Consider the following 17,722-nt stretch of genomic DNA (forward strand, 5'->3'; position numbering starts at 1 on the left):
TAATATTGTCAGAAATAGTATGGAAATCATTCGAACGCAACGGATGTCTGCCATGGAAATAAAAACAATCACATTACCGACACGTCAAATTGAAGTTGAAGTGTATGCATCTTCATCAAGCTCGGAAAAAGCACCAGCCATATTATTGCTGCATGAGTTATTCGGCATTCTCGATGTTTACCGTGAAGATGCTCAAGACTTGGCAGATCGTGGCTATTTGGTTTATGTGCCTAATCTATTTAGTGGCGGTGCAGTTAAATACTGTATTCGTGCCATGGTAAGCAAAGCGGGACGTATCAATGCAGCTGACAGTGAAGTTAATCAAGAAATTCATGTCTTGTTAGATGCCTTAAAGGCAGATCCTCGATCCAATGGTCGTTTAGGCATGTTAGGGCAGTGCTTAACGGGCGGCTATGTGATCCAGATGGCGAAGCGGGAAGATATGTTAGCACCTGTGGTTTATCATCATTCTCTGGGGATTCAAGGTGCTGGTGTTCCAAACAAAGATTCTCTGGATGAAGTTCGCATTCTACAGGGACATTGGTCAACGGTAGATCCATTTTGCCCAGCAACCAAGCGTAATAAATTGATCCAGCAATTGGGTGATCGGGTTGAAGCCTACACTTATAATATGCCACATGGCTTCCGAAGCGTGAGTCGGGGTTTGCCTGAGGCCCAAGTCGTGTGGCAGCGGACCGTGGATTTCTTTGAGCGAGAATTAAAACAAAACACAATATAAATCATTGGAACAACAGGTTATTATTTACTGAAATTCATTTATAGAAATAAAAAAGTGAGGGGAATATATGTCTCAACAATACGCATACGCGGGCTTCTGGATACGTTTCGGTGCTGCGATTATTGATTCAATCATTGTGATGGTTGCCATGATTCCATTAACTATGATTTTTGGTGGTGGCAATACCACAGTTGCTTCTGATGGTTTTTCATCATTCCAATTTATGTCTACGGCAGATTGGATTTGGCAAATTCTCGCCGCAGTCTTTTATATTTTCTGCTGGATTAAATTTGCAGGAACACCGGGTAAGCGTCTACTTCGATTAAAAGTGCTGGATGAAAAAACGGGTGAAAATGTGACTGTCGGGCAGGCTATCATTCGCTACATTGGCTATATCCCAGCAACATTAGTCTTTTTTATTGGTTTAATCTGGGTGGCTTTTGATTCTAAGAAGCAAGGCTGGCACGACAAAATGGCAAAAACTGTTGTGGTAAGAGAGCTTTAATTTAGAGCGAAATTTTATCATGTAATAAAAAATTCATAAGATAGGGCTTGTGAATCAATTCGCATGTCCTATAATGCCGTTGAGTTTATTCACGGAGATCCTAAATGGGAAGTTGTTCGAGGTTCGGGTTTAATAAAGGATTAAGCCAAAGCGAATACTGAGCAAGCGAGCCATTAAGGTCGGCTATCTTGCAATGAGATAGCTTTGCTAAAAATTATCTAAACCCTCCTATAAAATTTTGCTGTATCCACAAAATTTATTGTATTGACTGCATCCTGTTTAGTTTCTCACCTAAAATGGGGAGAAGCCTATGTTTTTTCATGCTTCCATTCAATGGCTTGCTGTTCTTAACGTATTTATTTTATGTGGATTATTGCTGACTCAAAAGAGTAAGGCGGGTCCACTCATCAACACCGATGATGTTTCTATTACAGCAGCGCAGCAGTGCCAGCTAGAAAGTACTTATAGCTATAACAAAGACGGCACTTGGTCTTATCAAGTCGTACCTGCCTGTAATCTCAATCAAAATTTAGAAGTATCTTTGGGCTATCACTCAAGTAAAGATCAAGATCAGATTCATGGCTTTTCGGTTCAAGCGAAAAGCATTTTAAAGCCAATGGAGAATGACTGGGGCGTTGCCAGTAGTTTACAGCTATCCCGTGATGATGTTGCTCATCATGGGGATTTAAACTGGTTTTTGAATGTTCCTGTCAGTTTTCAACTTTTAGATCAACGTTTAGCATTGGATACCAATCTCGGTTATCAACGGGCCGATGAGCGTCTCGTTCGCTGGGGAATTGCTTCAACCTATACGCTGACCGAGCATGTCGGTGTAACAGTTGAAACATATAATCAAGATCGCCAAGCGCCATTTTTCCAGACAGCGTTGCAATATAGTTTGATTCCCAATGTCCTTACTTTGGAAGCCTCCTTTGGCGATCGCCTACATCGTTTAAAACAGCATTGGTTTGGACTTGGTTTGAGTTATACGCCGTCATCATAATTGCCTTAAATTCACTTTAGCCACCCTTAAAATGATTGAAAATAAATAGGTGTAAGATGCAATTAAAGTTTTTACAAAATATTGATTTATCAAATATTGCTGACACGTTGGTCAGCCTGTCCGTTGCTTTTATTCTCGGTGCATTAATTGGTTTTGAGCGTCAGTACCGACAGCGTACTGCAGGATTGAGAACCAATGTACTGGTCGCTGTTGGAGCTGCAATCTTTGTGGATATTGCAACCAACTTAACCGGTGCGGAAGGAGCAGTCCGTGTAATTGCCTATGTCGTTTCAGGCATTGGTTTCTTGGGTGCAGGTGTGATTATGCGCCAAGAAGGTAATATTCATGGGTTAAATACAGCTGCGACATTATGGTGTTCAGCAGCTGTTGGTGCTTCTGCTGGTTCTGACCTAATCATTGAAGCGATACTGGGTACTGCATTTATTTTAGCGGCAAATACTTTATTGAGACCGATTGTTCATGCCATTGATCGTCGTCCAATTGATGACGATACCGAGGTTTTACATGTCATCTATATTATTTGTGACCGTAGTCAGAGTAAGGTGGTGATGGATGAATTGAATTTAACCTTGCAACACCATAATTATCCTGCCAAAGATATTGAAGTAAGGCCTTTTGGTGACAAAGAGGTAGAAATTGAAGTCACTTTAATTGCTACATCAATTGATGCAGAAGAAGCGCAGCATATTACTAATCATCTGAATGCCATGCCGCAAATTCGACAGGCATTTTGGGATAAAAATACGATCAATTAAGCCCTTAGAAATCGTTTCTATATCATTGCACTGGGATACATTGTCTCATTAATGATATATAAAACGTCTATTGTTTCACATAAAATGACGCCAGCTTGATAACAATGAGAACAGTATGAGTTCAGAAGCACATTCAATCAGTTTAATTGCGCCAGTGGTCTTGCTTGCCGCTGCTGTAATTGCCGTTCCAATTTTTAAACGTATTGGCTTGGGTTCCGTCCTTGGTTATTTAATTGCAGGCCTGATTATTGGCCCATTTGGTTTTGCATTTTTTCATGATTCGGCTTCGATCTTACACATTGCAGAACTTGGGATTGTAATGTACTTATTTGTGATTGGTCTGGAGATGCAGCCCTCACATTTATGGAGTTTAAGGCGTGAAATCTTTGGACTAGGCACCTTGCAAATTGTTGCCTGTGCTTTGGCATTAACTGGCGTGGGCTTACTGTTTGGTTTTACTTGGCAAGTTGCCTTTATCGGTGCGGCTGGTTTTGTCCTGACTTCCACGGCTATTGTGATGCAGCTGTTGGGAGATCGCGGTGATATCGCTCAGCCTCAAGGCCAAAAGATTGTCGCAATTTTATTATTCGAAGATTTATTGATTGTGCCGTTACTGGCAATAGTTGCCTTTATGGCACCTAATCATGTGGTTGAGACGACCTCAACTCGTTTAGAAAGTATCGGGATTGGCTTAATTGCGATTGCAGGCTTAATTGCCGCAGGATATTGGTTATTAAATCCATTGTTTAGACTGTTGGCTGCGGCAAAAGCACGAGAGGTGATGACAGCTGCTGCGCTGCTGGTTGTTTTAGGTGCAGCATTGTTGATGCAAGTCAGCGGCTTATCAATGGCAATGGGTGCTTTCCTTGCAGGGGTATTGTTATCTGAATCAACCTTTAGACATCAAATCGAAGCAGATATCGAACCCTTCCGCGGTTTGTTACTGGGTTTGTTCTTCCTTGGTGTTGGAATGTCACTGGACTTGTCTGTGGTTGCACAGAACTGGCAGCTGATTGTCAGTGGTGTTTTAGCCATGATGTTTGCCAAGGCCCTGATGATTTACATCGTTGCACGTGTCACCAAGAGCCCACATACAGAGGCCTTAGATCGAGCATTATTGATGGCGCAGGGTGGTGAGTTCGCTTTTGTCCTGTTTGCAGCCGCAGTCAGTGCTCAAGTGATTGACAACTCGGTGAAGTCAAATCTCACAGCGATTGTGGTGCTGTCGATGGTCCTGACACCAATTTTAGGCATTATCTTTAAGCGTTTTACTGAAACCAAAGATGAGATTAATTTGGATAATGTAAACATTGCCGAAGGTTTGAGCGGTAGTGTGCTAATGATTGGTTTTGGCCGTTTTGGTCAAGTGACCAGTCAATTACTTTTGGCAAGAGGTGTCGATGTCACCATCATTGATAATGACATCGACATGATTCAAAACGCCGAGAAATTTGGCTTTAAAATTTATTATGGTGATGGTTGTCGTTTAGATATTCTGCATGCTTCGGGTGCATCTTCCGCTCAAGCCATCGTCGTTTGCGTAGACAGTAAAGAAACCACCAATCGGATTGTCGAGTTGGTCACCCATGAATTTCCATTAGCAAAACTGTTGGTTCGTTCTTATGACCGTGAACATTCGCTCTATTTAGTGAAGCATAAAGTGGATTATATGATTCGAGAAACCTTCGAGTCTGCGATCAAATTTGGCGGCGTGATCTTGCAAGAATTAGGCGTTGATGAAGACGAAGTACAACGCATTACGGATGAAATTCGTGATCGTGATGATGAGCGTTTTGAAACAGAAATCGCTGCGGATGATGTCTATGCAGGTGTAGGCTTACAATATACACATTCACATCCGCGTCCAACAGCGCCATTAATTCGTCCTAAAAAAGCAGCACGTATTTTAAATGATGAAGAAGCACAAAAGGATCTAGAGGAAAAGTAACAACTGATTCTATTCCCTAATAAGTCTTAGTCAATCTAAGGCTTATTTTTTGCTTTAAATCTAAATAAGATCAGTACGAAGATACCTAGTAATAAACCCCAAAACGCTGAGCCAATGCCCCAGAATTGGACACCAGAAGCACTGCATAAAAAGGTGAGTAGCGCAGCTTCACGTTCTTCGACATTGGAGAAAGCGACTGCAATGTTATGGCTAATTGTCGCAAATAAAGCGATCCCAGCAAGTGCCACAATAAAGATCTGTGGGAATGACATCAGTAGGCTAACTAAAGTTGCCGCAAAAAGCCCCATTATGATATAGAACAGACCACAGCTAATACCTGCAATATAACGTTTACTTGGGTCAGGGTGAACTTGATCATCTAAGCTGACAGCAGCACTAATTGCTGCTAAATTGATTGAGAAACAGCCGAAAGGCGCAAAAGCAGCATGAGCAACACCTGTCCAACCGACCAATTGATTGACATGCGGGTGATAGCCATAGCTTTTGATCATGGCAATACCAGGTAGGTTTTGCGAAGTCATATTAATCACAAACAAGGGTAAGGCTAACCCTAGTAATGCGGACCATGAGAATGAGGGTTGCATCCAAATGGGTTGAGTCAGTGACCATGAGATTGCTTGTAATTTAAAGTCAATAAACAATGGACAAATGACAGCACCTAAAATCACGGTCAGCACAATACTGTATCGTGGAAATAAGCGTTTAGAAACAAGGTAAATCACCAACATACTTAGTACGAAACCAAGATGGCTTTCTAAGCTGCTAAAAATCTGAATACCAAATTTTAATAAGATCCCTGCCAGCATGGCACATGTTAAGCTTTGTGGGATATGTGCCAATAACTTTTGGAAAATGCCTGAAAAGCCAACAATGGCAATAGCAATACCACAGATGAGGAAAGCACCGATCGCCTCATAGAGATCATAATGTCCAGTTGAGGCAATGATCAATGCAATCCCTGGTGTCGACCATGCGGTGGCAACAGGGTATTTGTATTTCCAAGACAGAATTAAACCTGATAAACCAATCGCAAGTCCCAATGCCCAAAACCAAGAACTGATTTGTGCTGTATTTGCACCTAAAGACTGGGCGCCTTGGATTACCAAGATTGCGGAAACACTAATCCCGATAAGGAAGGTAATAAAGCCAGCAAAAACGGCAGGAATTGAGAAATCTTGGATGAGACGTTGCATCTATGCATCTATACTTGATTAAAATTTGTTGAAAAGTATATCGTTAATGCGTCTTAAATCGTAGTTCTAAAATGATTGAATAAATTGATCATTCAATCAAAAACTGTACTAGGTTAAAGTTGAAGTCGCCAGTCTTAAACCGAAACCAAAGAATAAGATTCCAACTAGACAAATCCCTGCCGCTGCCAATTTGTAATTATGTTTGAAAAAGCCTGCAAGTTTTACCCCTGAGAAAATCAGGGCAGTTAAATAGCTAAAACTTACAATCTGGACAATCAGTGCTAACATTAAAAAGCTAATTGCAGGGTAGGCGTAGTCAGGTTCTACAAACTGTACAAAGAAAGAAAGGAAAAATAGGATTGCTTTAGGATTAAGTAGACTGATACTAAGTGCTGTACGGTATGGATGTACTTGATCAAGCTTAGGCAGATCGGCTAACTCGGCATGATGAGGTGGTTTATTCCATGTTTGATAAGCACCTTGTAATAATTTAAAGCCCAAGTAAGCAAGATAGCAAGCACCAGTTAATTTGAGAATAATAAACAGAATCGGGAAGGCTTTGAGTAAAGAAGCTGCGCCTAAGACCGTACACAGAATTAAAATCGAATCCCCAGTAAAGACCCCACAAGCTGCAGCATAGCCCGTACGGACACCATAACGAGATGCGACGGACATGACATATAACGAGTTCGGACCGGGTAATAACACAATTAAGATTGTACCAATAATATATGTGGTTAAATCTGTTATGCCGAACACAGTGAACTCATTAAAAAACCGATTTTCGCTAATATAGCAAAAATCGGTTTTTATAGGTGAAAAATCGACTAATTATGGTTTGATTTCAGCATCAATACCAAAAGATTGACGCAGCAATAAACTGAGCTGATCGCGTGCCTTGATAAAACCATCAATACCGCCTTGCAGTAATTGGAATGCCATCAAATCTTGCTCAAGTTCAGCTTTGAAACTTTCTTTACTTTGTGCAGCGCGTTCTATTTTTTCAGCTTGTCGGGCAGATTCAACACTGAGTTGGGCTTCAATCACTTGTTGATCTTGTTCCAACTGGGCCAATAGATTTGGAGCAATGGTGAGTAAGTCACAACCCGCGAGACCAAGTACTTGTGCAGTACTACGGAAGCTAGCACCCATCACTTGTGTTGCGATGCCATTTTGCTTGTAGTAGTTATAAATCTTTTTCACAGAAAGTACGCCTGGATCTTTTGCGATCGGATACTGTTCCACACCTTCAGCTTTTTTATACCAATCTAAGATACGACCTACGAAAGGCGAGATCAGCGTTATTTTTGCATCAGCACAAGCTTGAGCTTGATGTAAGCCAAACAATAAAGTCAGGTTACATGGAATACCTTCGGCTTCTAAAACTTTTGCTGCTTGGATACCTTCCCAAGTAGACGCGATCTTAATCAGGATACGAGATTGTTCAATGCCATAACCCTGATAAAGTTTGGACAACTCACGAGCTTTGGCAATGGTTGCTTCAGTGTCATAAGATAATGAAGCATCGACTTCAGTGGATACACGCCCATCGATCAATTTTAAAATCTCAACACCAAACTTCACCGTCAGAATATCAATGGTGCGTTCAATCAACTCATCACTTTGATAACCTTCCTGCTTTGCTTGAGTATATGCATCTTCAATCAATTCTTTGCTTTCTGGTTGTTCAGCAGCAGCAGTAATCAGGGATGGGTTCGTTGTTGCATCTAATGGGCGAAATTTTTCAATCGCTTCTAGATCACTACTATCGGCAACAACTGTGGTTAAATTTTTTAATTGGTGTAATGCGTTCTGAGTCATTGATATCGCGTTCTTAATAAACAATATTATTGGTAATTTCTTTTATAACACAATCCAGACGAAAGCAAAGCATCGCTTTTGTTGGTGGAGTGATTCCTTAAGGTTATCTTTATATTACTGAGCATGTTGACGCTGTTTACGAATATGATCAATCAGGAATCTCGCTGCAGCACCTAACTCACTTTCTCGACTCCACACCAGATCAACATAGTATTCAAATTTTGGTGTGAAATCATAAAGCTCTAAGATTTTTAACTTTTTCTTAAGCTCTGGGTTTTCATTAAACATTTCTAAAGGAAGAACTCCCCAACCTAAATTGCGAACAATCATCATACTTGCAGAGTGATGGTTATCTGTTCGCCAATAGTCTTTTGAATAAAGCAGTTCGGGTTTGATGGTGTTATCACGGCTAGCCACAACGATTTGCCGTGTCTGTACCATTTGCTCAAATGAAACTTGATCAAGTTGAGCTAAAGGATGGTTTTTAGCAATCACGGGAACCAAGGCTTCTCGCTTTAACTCAACAAATTGTTCTCGGCTATCCAATTGCTCTCGTTCAAACATTAGAGCAAGTTGGGCTGATTGATCAAGCAACATCTGTAGGGCATCTTCTTGTGGTGCAGAGAAGATGTTGATGGCAAGATTTGGAAAGTGTTGCCCGAGCAGGGTGATGTAATCCGTCCAGTTGGTGTGTAATAGTTCAGAAACCACTACAATATTCAGCGTAGATTCAAGTCCAGTGCTTAAGGCATGGGCATGTTGTTTCCATTGATTCATTTCGATCAACAGTTGCTGAGTTTTCTCATACAGCACCATTGCTGCAGCTGTTGGAATGGGTTCACGTCCAATCCTTTCAAATAAATTGAGATTGAGATCAATTTCTAAATTGGCAATGGACATGCTGACCGCAGAAGGGACCTTGCCTAACTTGCGTGCCGCAGCAGAAAAAGAGCCTGTTTCAATCACGGTTTGAAACATGAGTAATTGTTCTTGATTAATATTCATCTGTCAAAAAAACTGAAAGAACCTGATTGGATTGATCAATATTATAAAAATAAAATAGCGACTATCCAAACAACAGAGTGTTATAGAAATGTTGATTTCCAAAAGAAGACTCGTTCATGCAATTAGCTATGAAGTGATTTTATTGGTCATCATCGCAATTGCGTTAAGTTTTATTTTTAGTATGCCACTTGAAGTAACAGGTATCCTCGGTACGATCATGGCTGTTATTTCTGTATTCTGGAATATGATCTTTAACCATTACTTTGAAAAAATTGAGTATAAATATCAGTGGGAAAGAACGATTCCTGTGCGTATTCTGCATGCGATTGGATTTGAAGGCGGCTTGATGCTCGCGACAATCCCAATTATCGCATATTTAATGAACATGAGCTTTATTGAGGCCTTGATTCTAGATTTTGGTTTGACGATGTGTATTTTGATTTATACATTCATCTTCCAATGGTGTTATGACATTGTGGAAGGCCGTTTCTTTCCAAATGCAAAATTAGCATCTTAAATATTAGCTAATAGAAAAGCATTCTTCGGAATTTTCTGAAGAATGCTTTTTTTATTTTTATCAAATTAGGGTGGTTTGATTACAGTATTGATAAAGTCAGAAGCATAAAGTTTATTTAATATCGAAAGAGAAGATTTTAGAAAAATAGTAAAAAGATAAAGATTTCATCGCGCTAGAGTGTAGGAGAATAAAAAATGCCGAGTGTGCTTATCGAAGTCAGGCAACAATATACAATAGATGTAGAACTTGGGATTATGGAGGCGGTTCATTCGGCACTTAGAGGGGCGTTTAAAATTATGCCCAGTGATCGCAATGTACGACTGATTGTACATGAGCCACATCGATTCCAATGTCCACCTGAAAAAGAAAAACCCGAGTGTTATACATTAATTAGCATTGACGCTTTTCTTGGGCGTTCCTTAGATGCAAAACGACAGCTTTATAAATTGATTGTGGCTAACCTTGAGCCGATGGGCATCCCTAAAGATCATATTAAAATCATGTTAAGAGAACTGCCTTCAGAGAATTTTGGTATTCGTGGTGGGCAGGCAGCCTGTGATGTCAACGTCGGGTTTAAAATAGACGTATAAAATATGATTATTGAAAAGAAAGCTCTGTCAGGGCTTTCTTTTCTTTGAATGGAAAAATAGCCTAAGTAAAATTAAATGATATTAATCAAAAGGCGAATTTCTTCTTTATCTAAAAAACATCATGCTAAAATAGGGAACTTATCTTTTTAGATTGCACGATTTTCTCTATGTTTCAACAAGAAATCTCTCAATTAAACCTACAACAATTCAAAGCGGGTGACAAACGCTGGATCGGTTCCTTACTTGGATCATCAGCGGCACTATTATTCAAAGAAATTGCCACTCAAAGTTCCAATTTATACGTCATTGTTGCAAGAAATAACCAACATCTTGCTCAGTTGGAAAGTGAACTGGAATTCTACGGAATCAAACCTGTAATTTTCCCTGATTGGGAAATCTTGCCCTATGACCGTTTGTCTCCGCATCAAGATATCGTCTCTGAGCGTTTGGCAATCTTATCGAATATGCCTCAAAAGGGTATTTTGTTGGTTTCTGCCAGTACCTTGGCGCAGCGCGTTGCACCATATTCATGGGTGGTGGGTGAACATTTTGATATTAAGGTTGGTCAAAAACTTGATTTAGAAGTACAGAAAAAGCAATTGGTACAAGCGGGTTATCGCTTGGTAGATACAGTTTATGATCATGGTGAGTTTGCTGTTCGCGGTAGCATCATGGATATTTATGCCTCGGGGCAAGATCAACCGATTCGAATTGATTTGTTTGATGATGAAATTGAAAGTTTAAAATTCTTCGATCCAGAGACGCAAAGAACCACAGAATCATTAAAAAACTTTACGGTTTTGCCTGCAAAAGAGTTTCCACTCAAAGAAGGGCGTTCCACCTTTAGAGATCGTTATGCAGAAAGCTTTCCAACTGCAAATCCAAAGAAAAATCCAATTTATCAAGATGTGTTAGACGGGATTGCTACACCCGGCTTGGAGTTCTATTTACCTTTATTCTTTGAAAAGAAGGTGATGGAAGCACAAAGTATGCTCACGACATACTTACCAAATAATTGCGTTGTCATTACAAATAATGAAGTTGAAAACGATTTAATCAACTTCTGGAAAGAAGTTGTACGACGTTATGAAGATCGTCGTCATAACATTGATCAACCGATTCTGCCGCCAGAAGAATTATTTTTAATGCCAAATCATGTGTTACAGGCATTGAATCAATTTCCTAGAATTTTAGCTTCTGCAGAAGCCTATGACGATAAAGCGGGTGTCTTAAATATTAAGGCTGAACAGCCACCAAAACTGGCGGTTGACCCTAAAAAAGAACAGCCTTTTGCTGCAGTTAAACATTATATTGACCAAGTTAAGCATCCTGTATTGTTGGTCGCTGAAAGTGCGGGGCGTCGTGAAACACTGAAAGATGCGCTACGTTCAATTTTGGGTGACATCCAGAATGTAGAGAGCTTTGCTCAATTTCAAAAAGATCAGCTACAAATTGCGATCACTAGTGCACCTTTAGATCGTGGTTTATTACTCACCAATCAACTTTCGGTCATTTCAGAAAATCAGCTCTATGAGCACCGTGTGGTGCAGCGTCGTCGGAAACGTCAGCAAGAAGTTTCTGAAGAGTTCTTGGTTCGTAGCTTAACTGAACTCAGTATTGGCGCACCTGTGGTGCATATCGATCATGGTGTTGGGCGTTACGCAGGCTTAATTACTCTAGAAATTGATCAACAAGATCATGAGTTTTTGCAGCTCGATTATGCTGACGGCGCTAAAGTTTATGTACCTGTAACCAATCTGAATTTGATCAGTCGCTATAGTGGTGGAGATCCAGATCTGGCGCCATTACATAAATTGGGTACAGATACATGGAGCAAAGCAAAACGTAAAGCTTTAGAGCAAATCCATGACGTTGCTGCAGAGTTATTGCATATCCAAGCACGTCGCCAATCTAAACCTGGTTTTGCCTTTGAACTGGATCATACGGGCTATATGCAATTCGCCAGTGGTTTTGCTTATGAGGAAACACTGGATCAGGCCAATGCGATTGATGCAACACTGCACGATATGCAACTTGCTAAGCCAATGGATCGCTTGGTTTGTGGTGATGTTGGTTTTGGTAAAACTGAAGTGGCAATGCGTGCCGCATATGTGGCAGTGCAAAATAATAAACAAGTTGCAGTATTGGTTCCAACTACGCTTTTGGCACAACAACATTATGAATCATTTAAAGATCGTTTTGCCGATACAGCAGTACGTATAGAGGTATTATCACGTTTTGGCAGTAATAAAACCCATTTAAAAATCATTGAAGATCTTGCAGATGGAAAAGTCGACATCGTGGTCGGCACGCATAAAATTCTGCAAGAAAATATCCAGTTTAAGAATCTTGGTTTGATGATTGTCGATGAAGAACATCGCTTTGGTGTTCGTGATAAAGAACGAATCAAGGCTTTACGTGCCGATGTCGATATGTTGACTCTAACTGCGACGCCAATTCCACGTACTTTAAATATGGCATTCTCTGGTATGCGTGATCTGTCGATCATTGCAACACCACCAGCACGTCGTTTAGCCGTTAAAACCTTTGTACAAGAACATACTGATGATTCAGTCAAGGAAGCGATTCTGCGTGAGTTGTTACGTGGTGGTCAGGTTTACCTATTGCATAATGAGGTGGATACCATTGAACGTGCCGCTGAAACAATTCGTAATTTAGTCCCTGAAGCACGGGTGGCTGTGGCACATGGGCAAATGCGTGAACGTGAACTTGAGCAAGTGATGCAGCAGTTCTATCACAAAGAATATAACGTGTTGGTGTGCTCAACCATCATCGAAACAGGTATTGATGTCCCAAATGCCAATACCATCATCATCGAACGTGCTGATAAATTGGGTCTAGCGCAACTGCACCAATTACGTGGTCGTGTCGGACGTTCGCATCATCAAGCCTATGCCTATTTATTGGTACCGTCGATTAAGCATCTCAAAGGTGATGCCGAAAAACGTCTCGATGCTATTCAACGTGCTTCGACTTTGGGGGCTGGTTTCATGCTAGCAACCGAAGATTTGGAGATTCGAGGCGCGGGTGAATTACTCGGTGAACAGCAAAGTGGCTCAATGCAGGCGATTGGTTATAGCCTGTATATGGAGATGTTAGAGAAAGCAACCAAGGCGATTCAAAAAGGTAAAACACCAAACTTTGATGCACCTTTGTCATTGACTGCCGAAATTAATTTGCACATGCCAGCCTTGATTCCTGATGACTATTTAGGTGATGTACATCAACGTCTGTTGTTCTATAAACGCATCAGTGGTACCGATACACAAGAAAAACTGGATAATATCCGTATGGAGTTGATCGACCGTTTTGGTATTCCGCCACAACCTGTGAAGCAATTATTTAGTGTGCATCAGTTACGTTTGCGTGCAGAGCAACTTGGAATCACCAAAATCGATATCAACAGTAATGGTGGCTATATCGAATTTGCTCCAGATACACCTGTACAAGCGTTGAGTATTATTCAATTGATGCAGAAGAATCCAACCTATTATCGAATGGAAGGTGGGCAACGTCTAAAAGTGATGGTGCAATTAGCTGAATATGACAAACGAATACAGTTCATTGTTGATCTGTTGAATAAGCTTTTGAGTGAGCTAGATCGATAGTCTGAACATTATAAAGTGATGGTTAATTGAGCAGGTTCTGTTTTTTGCATGACATCTTGATGTTTTTGATCAGATGTTCATGCAATAAATGAGGAAAATCATTGTTATTTGTAATCAAACGGGTTACTAATAATATTCACATCAAAACTGATGTGATAGTATTGATCATCATTATTTTGCATCATTATAAAGATATGTTTAGTTTGCATCCACAACTTGCTCAAGATACATTTTTTGTAGGCGATTTCCCGCTTTCAACATGTCGTTTAATGAATGATATGCAATTTCCATGGCTAATCCTTGTGCCACGTGTGCCAGGTGTAACAGAATTATATGAATTAAGCCAAGCAGACCAAGAACAGTTTTTACGTGAATCAAGCTGGTTATCAAGCCAACTGTCACGTGTATTCCGCGCAGACAAGATGAATGTCGCAGCTTTAGGAAACGTAGTTCCTCAGCTTCATTTTCATCATGTAGTACGTTATCAAAATGATGTTGCATGGCCTAAGCCAGTGTGGGGAACACCAGCTGTGCCTTATAGCAATGAAGTACTTGCGCACATGCGTCAAACGTTAATGCTGGCATTGCGTGGACAGGGTGATATGCCATTTGATTGGCGTATGGACTGATCCAGAAAATAGAATAAATACAGTATTCTATAATAAAAAAGGAGGATAGAGTGCCACTAGATAGGTTGATTGATAAAGAACCTAGACAGTTTGCTTATTTTCATCGTTTGATGGGATATTCGATTCTGTCACTAATTCTGGTAATTTATACATTTACCTCAACTAGTGCTAGCTATCAACTCTACCTTCTTCCTTTATTACTTATTTATTTTCTGCTTTGTCCCCGTTTAGAAAAATGGCTGCAATATAAATTTGATAAAAAAATAGAAAAAAATGTTCTTTTCGGCAATGAGGCTGTGATCATTGCACTTGTTCTCGCTGCATTGCATCTCAGTTTAGTTCCCACTTTTACGATTCTATTTGGATTGCTCTATGTGGGATTGAACAATAAAATTTCTCTGCCAGTCTCTTGTTTAATCGGTTTGATTGGCGTCATTGTTTTCTATTTCAGTACTTTTGTGATTTTTGGCGCGGAAGAATATTTCGAACCAACCAATCCGGAATTAACAGTCGTTAGTTTGCTTGGTTTGATGATGTTTATCGTGATTGGTAACTATTATCAGCACCGTCGTTTAAATATTCTGGGTCAACAACGCCAACATTATCATAATCAAATGACGCGCTATATTGCATTTGCCAATCAGCTTAGCCGTTATGCGCCATTGCAGTTATGGCAGTCAATCATGCGTGGTGAGGCAGAGGCAAAAATTGAATATAAGCGTAAAAAACTAACCATTTTCTTCTCGGATATTCAAGGTTTTACCGAGCTTTCTGAAACCTTAATCCCAGACGATTTAGCTTTCCTGTTGAATGATTATTTGAGTCATATGACTGAAATTGCAAAACAGTATGAAGCAACAGTCGACAAGTTTATGGGTGATGCGATTCTTATTTTCTTTGGTGATCCCAATTCGCAAGGTGTTGAACAAGATGCAAAATCTTGCGTAGAAATGGCGATTGCGATGCGTCAACAAATGAAATTATTACGTGAACGCTGGAAGAAAATGGGTTATCCCGCTTTACATATCCGTATGGGCATCAGTACAGGTTATTGTCACGTTGGTAACTATGGTGCTTCTCATCGTATGGCCTATACCATTGTTGGTCGTGATGTAAATTTGGCGGCACGTTTGCAGTCTGCAGCTGAAGTTGATGAAATCCTGATTGCCGATGACACACATCAACTGATTAAGAATGAGTTTTTATGTGTACCTAAAGTGCCAATCTATTTAAAAGGCATTCAAGGTCCTGTTAAAACTTGGCAAGTGATGGAGAAATTTACAGGTAAGAAATCAGATACGCAAAAATGGTTTGATTTCGATTATAAGGGCTTCCATTTGGTCTTAAATCTGGAAGAAGTGCAGAACTATGAATATCCTGAACTGGTAGAAATCTTGGAAAATATGGTTCAGCGGATCAAGACCCAGCAAAAAATTACTAATGCACAGGGCATCCCAAAACTGACTTTGGATGATGAAGTTAGATAATCAAAGCGTGCACATATGCTGTAAGTTCATCGTTAGTGTGCATGAATCTCATATAAATGATCAAATTCAAGCGCTAAAGAGGCGAGTGTTGTTCCCTTGAGCTGTTGTGTCAGTATTTTTTGCGCATCTTGTATTGCATGATCTAAAGCTGCATTTACGACACGCTCTACCAAGCATTCTGGATTTTCTCTTTCATTGCCAATCGCGAAAATAGTGGGTTCACCCACAGCTTGATAAATATCCCAAAGTGTAATTTTTTCTAAATCACCTGTTAACTGCCAACCGCCACCAGCGCCTTTCTCTGAGTGGACAAAACCTGCCTTTTTTAGACCTGACATAGTTCGTCTGACCACGACTGGATTGGTGGAAAGCATCTGCGCGATTTCATCAGAGGTAAAGATCTTATTTTGTCTTGCCATGTGCAGTAACACATGAAGCATTCGCGAGAGTTTGCTGTCTGTACGCATTGAGTCCATAAGTAAAAAAAAGGAGTTAAGTTAAATGTAACATCAAAAGTTGCAAATTAAAATAAAAAGTATTAATGTAACTTTGAAAGTTACATATAGGGTTGGAGTTATGCAGTACGATGTTGCAATTATTGGTGGAAGTTATGCAGGCTTGGCGGCAGCAATGCCATTGGCGAGAGCTCGCAGAAAAGTAGTGTTGATTGATGCTGGGCAAAGACGAAATCGCTTTGCGGAGCATTCACATGGCTTTTTAACGCAGGATGGTAGCAAGGCCAGTGAAATTGTAGAGATAGCGAAGCAGCAGCTTTTAGCTTACCAAACTGTAGATTGGGAAAATGGTAAGGTGAAGCGTGTTGAAAAAGTTGATGATGGCTTTGCTGTATGTATTGATGCAACTCGGTTTATCATAGCAAAACGATTGATCATTGCCGCTGGGATCATTGATCAGCTTCCTGAAATTCCGGGTTTAGCTGGGCGTTGGGGGAAAAGCATTTTTCATTGTCCTTATTGTCATGGTTATGAGCTGAATCAAGGCAAGATTGGGATTATTGCTAGCTCTGAGCATACTGCACATATGGCGATGATGTTGCCCGATTGGGGTGATGCTACGCTGTTATTGAATGAGTATCCGATTGATCAGGAGGTACTTGACCAATTGGCTACTCGAGGTGTCAATATAGAAAAAAGATTGATTCAAGAAATTGTTGGACATAGCGATGTTTTACTCACCGATGGCTCTGTTATTCAGCTGGATGGTATTTTTGCAACTACAAAATGTACTATTGCTCAGGATTGGATTTTCAAGTTGGGTTGTGAGATTGAACAGAATGCGATGGGTGAGGCAGTAAAAACCAATGCTATGAAGGAAACTACAGTTGCAGGTATTTTCGCTTGTGGTGATGTTGCTCGTTTGGGAAGCTCAGTACCGCTCGCAGTGGGTGATGGCACTATGGCAGGTGCTGCTGCACATCGATCTCTAATTTTTGCTTAACAAATAAAAAAGCTAGAGATTAACTCTAGCTTTTTTTACCTGACAAAACCAGCTGACTTAGTGATTTTCTGAAGCATGGTTGATGGTGTATTTAGGAATCTCGATTTCTAAATCTTCATCAACAATCTCTACTTGGCAAGACAGGCGAGAATCTGGTTCTAAGCCCCATGCGCGGTCAAGTAAGTCAGCTTCTACATCATTCATTTCTTCAAGGCTGTCAAAACCTTTACGCACAACCACGTGACAAGTGGTGCAGGCTGCAGACATGTCACAAGCATGTTCAATTTTAATGCCATTTTTTAATAAACTTTGGCATAAATTGGCGTTATGTTCGACTTCAAATTCTGCACCTTCAGGGCAAATTTGTGCATGAGGAAGAACTTTAATACGTGGCATATTGA

Annotated in this window: 17 protein-coding genes; 11 read left to right on the forward strand and 6 right to left on the reverse strand. The window is 40.3% G+C overall.

All coding sequences use genetic code 11. The features are described from left to right. The first annotated feature begins 52 nt into the window (after positions 1–52). From GBI66_RS08485 to GBI66_RS08505, 5 genes are all read left to right on the forward strand, one after another. Positions 53–739, forward strand: a complete 687-nt coding sequence (locus tag GBI66_RS08485; protein WP_151715780.1) for a dienelactone hydrolase family protein — start codon at positions 53–55, stop codon at positions 737–739. Positions 740–806: 67 nt separating this feature from the next. Further along, positions 807–1,244: an RDD family protein gene (locus tag GBI66_RS08490; RefSeq protein ID WP_005189657.1), complete on the forward strand. Its 438-nt coding sequence runs from the start codon at positions 807–809 to the stop codon at positions 1,242–1,244. 310 nt (positions 1,245–1,554) lie between these two features. Then, positions 1,555–2,247, forward strand: a complete 693-nt coding sequence (locus GBI66_RS08495; RefSeq protein WP_151715781.1) for a hypothetical protein — start codon at positions 1,555–1,557, stop codon at positions 2,245–2,247. Between the two features lie 56 nt (positions 2,248–2,303). Then, on the forward strand, positions 2,304–3,023 hold the full coding sequence (locus GBI66_RS08500) for an MgtC/SapB family protein (protein WP_151715782.1): 720 nt from the start codon (positions 2,304–2,306) through the stop codon (positions 3,021–3,023). Positions 3,024–3,138: 115 nt separating this feature from the next. After that, the gene (locus GBI66_RS08505; RefSeq protein ID WP_151715783.1) at positions 3,139–4,971 is read left to right on the forward strand and encodes a monovalent cation:proton antiporter-2 (CPA2) family protein; all 1,833 of its coding nucleotides are present in this window, start codon (positions 3,139–3,141) and stop codon (positions 4,969–4,971) included. Between the two features lie 35 nt (positions 4,972–5,006). Here GBI66_RS08505 and GBI66_RS08510 read toward each other — a convergent pair whose 3' ends face one another. From GBI66_RS08510 to GBI66_RS08525, 4 genes are all read right to left on the reverse strand, one after another. Then, positions 5,007–6,185 (reverse strand): benzoate/H(+) symporter BenE family transporter, encoded by a 1,179-nt coding sequence (locus tag GBI66_RS08510; protein WP_151715784.1) that lies wholly within the window; start codon positions 6,183–6,185, stop codon positions 5,007–5,009. 108 nt (positions 6,186–6,293) lie between these two features. Continuing rightward, a complete protein-coding gene (leuE, locus tag GBI66_RS08515) occupies positions 6,294–6,944 on the reverse strand; it encodes a leucine efflux protein LeuE (protein WP_005189642.1) in 651 nt (216 codons plus the stop codon). Between the two features lie 72 nt (positions 6,945–7,016). After that, positions 7,017–8,006 (reverse strand): transaldolase, encoded by a 990-nt coding sequence (gene tal, locus GBI66_RS08520; protein WP_151715785.1) that lies wholly within the window; start codon positions 8,004–8,006, stop codon positions 7,017–7,019. A gap of 114 nt (positions 8,007–8,120) precedes the next feature. After that, positions 8,121–9,011 carry a LysR family transcriptional regulator gene (locus tag GBI66_RS08525; RefSeq protein ID WP_151715786.1) on the reverse strand — a complete coding sequence of 297 codons (891 nt, stop codon included), beginning with the start codon at positions 9,009–9,011 and terminating at the stop codon, positions 8,121–8,123. Between the two features lie 88 nt (positions 9,012–9,099). Between GBI66_RS08525 and aceI the strand changes: the two genes are divergently transcribed. The 5 genes from aceI to GBI66_RS08550 all read left to right on the forward strand — a co-directional run bounded on the left by aceI (position 9,100) and on the right by GBI66_RS08550 (position 15,863). Beyond that, positions 9,100–9,528, forward strand: coding sequence for a chlorhexidine efflux PACE transporter AceI (gene aceI, locus GBI66_RS08530; protein ID WP_005189632.1), 429 nt, complete (start codon positions 9,100–9,102; stop codon positions 9,526–9,528). A 194-nt stretch (positions 9,529–9,722) separates the two neighbouring features. Next, a complete protein-coding gene (locus tag GBI66_RS08535) occupies positions 9,723–10,118 on the forward strand; it encodes a tautomerase family protein (RefSeq protein WP_005189629.1) in 396 nt (131 codons plus the stop codon). A 167-nt stretch (positions 10,119–10,285) separates the two neighbouring features. Further along, complete coding sequence (gene mfd / locus GBI66_RS08540; RefSeq protein ID WP_151715787.1) at positions 10,286–13,747, forward strand: transcription-repair coupling factor; 3,462 nt, start codon at positions 10,286–10,288, stop codon at positions 13,745–13,747. A gap of 194 nt (positions 13,748–13,941) precedes the next feature. After that, a complete protein-coding gene (locus GBI66_RS08545; RefSeq protein ID WP_032857985.1) occupies positions 13,942–14,376 on the forward strand; it encodes an HIT domain-containing protein in 435 nt (144 codons plus the stop codon). A 50-nt stretch (positions 14,377–14,426) separates the two neighbouring features. Next, the gene (locus GBI66_RS08550) at positions 14,427–15,863 is read left to right on the forward strand and encodes an adenylate/guanylate cyclase domain-containing protein (protein ID WP_005152124.1); all 1,437 of its coding nucleotides are present in this window, start codon (positions 14,427–14,429) and stop codon (positions 15,861–15,863) included. A gap of 32 nt (positions 15,864–15,895) precedes the next feature. On the opposite strand, the gene GBI66_RS08555 is transcribed toward GBI66_RS08550, so the two are convergent. Then, positions 15,896–16,330 (reverse strand): Rrf2 family transcriptional regulator, encoded by a 435-nt coding sequence (locus GBI66_RS08555; RefSeq protein ID WP_005316373.1) that lies wholly within the window; start codon positions 16,328–16,330, stop codon positions 15,896–15,898. Positions 16,331–16,439: 109 nt separating this feature from the next. On the opposite strand from GBI66_RS08555, the gene GBI66_RS08560 reads away from it, so the two are divergent. Further along, positions 16,440–17,321: an NAD(P)/FAD-dependent oxidoreductase gene (locus GBI66_RS08560; RefSeq protein ID WP_151715788.1), complete on the forward strand. Its 882-nt coding sequence runs from the start codon at positions 16,440–16,442 to the stop codon at positions 17,319–17,321. 57 nt (positions 17,322–17,378) lie between these two features. Here GBI66_RS08560 and fdx read toward each other — a convergent pair whose 3' ends face one another. Next, positions 17,379–17,717: an ISC system 2Fe-2S type ferredoxin gene (fdx, locus tag GBI66_RS08565; protein WP_004652975.1), complete on the reverse strand. Its 339-nt coding sequence runs from the start codon at positions 17,715–17,717 to the stop codon at positions 17,379–17,381. Between the last annotated feature and the right edge of the window lie 5 nt (positions 17,718–17,722).

The sequence above is a fragment of the Acinetobacter sp. TUM15071 genome, assembly GCF_008980925.1.
Classification (GTDB): Bacteria; Pseudomonadota; Gammaproteobacteria; order Pseudomonadales; family Moraxellaceae; genus Acinetobacter; species Acinetobacter dispersus.

Excerpts from the sequence above, each read along its gene's own strand:
- GBI66_RS08525 (WP_151715786.1), bottom strand. The coding sequence starts at position 9,011 with ATGAATATTAATCAAGAACAATTACTCATGTTTCAAACCGTGATTGAA.
- mfd (WP_151715787.1), top strand. The coding sequence starts at position 10,286 with ATGTTTCAACAAGAAATCTCTCAATTAAACCTACAACAATTCAAAGCG.
- GBI66_RS08485 (WP_151715780.1), top strand. The coding sequence starts at position 53 with ATGGAAATAAAAACAATCACATTACCGACACGTCAAATTGAAGTTGAA.
- GBI66_RS08535 (WP_005189629.1), top strand. The coding sequence starts at position 9,723 with ATGCCGAGTGTGCTTATCGAAGTCAGGCAACAATATACAATAGATGTA.
- GBI66_RS08510 (WP_151715784.1), bottom strand. The coding sequence starts at position 6,185 with ATGCAACGTCTCATCCAAGATTTCTCAATTCCTGCCGTTTTTGCTGGC.
- GBI66_RS08500 (WP_151715782.1), top strand. The coding sequence starts at position 2,304 with ATGCAATTAAAGTTTTTACAAAATATTGATTTATCAAATATTGCTGAC.
- GBI66_RS08545 (WP_032857985.1), top strand. The coding sequence starts at position 13,942 with ATGTTTAGTTTGCATCCACAACTTGCTCAAGATACATTTTTTGTAGGC.
- GBI66_RS08490 (WP_005189657.1), top strand. The coding sequence starts at position 807 with ATGTCTCAACAATACGCATACGCGGGCTTCTGGATACGTTTCGGTGCT.
- GBI66_RS08560 (WP_151715788.1), top strand. The coding sequence starts at position 16,440 with ATGCAGTACGATGTTGCAATTATTGGTGGAAGTTATGCAGGCTTGGCG.
- fdx (WP_004652975.1), bottom strand. The coding sequence starts at position 17,717 with ATGCCACGTATTAAAGTTCTTCCTCATGCACAAATTTGCCCTGAAGGT.
- tal (WP_151715785.1), bottom strand. The coding sequence starts at position 8,006 with ATGACTCAGAACGCATTACACCAATTAAAAAATTTAACCACAGTTGTT.
- GBI66_RS08555 (WP_005316373.1), bottom strand. The coding sequence starts at position 16,330 with ATGCGTACAGACAGCAAACTCTCGCGAATGCTTCATGTGTTACTGCAC.
- GBI66_RS08495 (WP_151715781.1), top strand. The coding sequence starts at position 1,555 with ATGTTTTTTCATGCTTCCATTCAATGGCTTGCTGTTCTTAACGTATTT.
- GBI66_RS08505 (WP_151715783.1), top strand. The coding sequence starts at position 3,139 with ATGAGTTCAGAAGCACATTCAATCAGTTTAATTGCGCCAGTGGTCTTG.
- aceI (WP_005189632.1), top strand. The coding sequence starts at position 9,100 with ATGTTGATTTCCAAAAGAAGACTCGTTCATGCAATTAGCTATGAAGTG.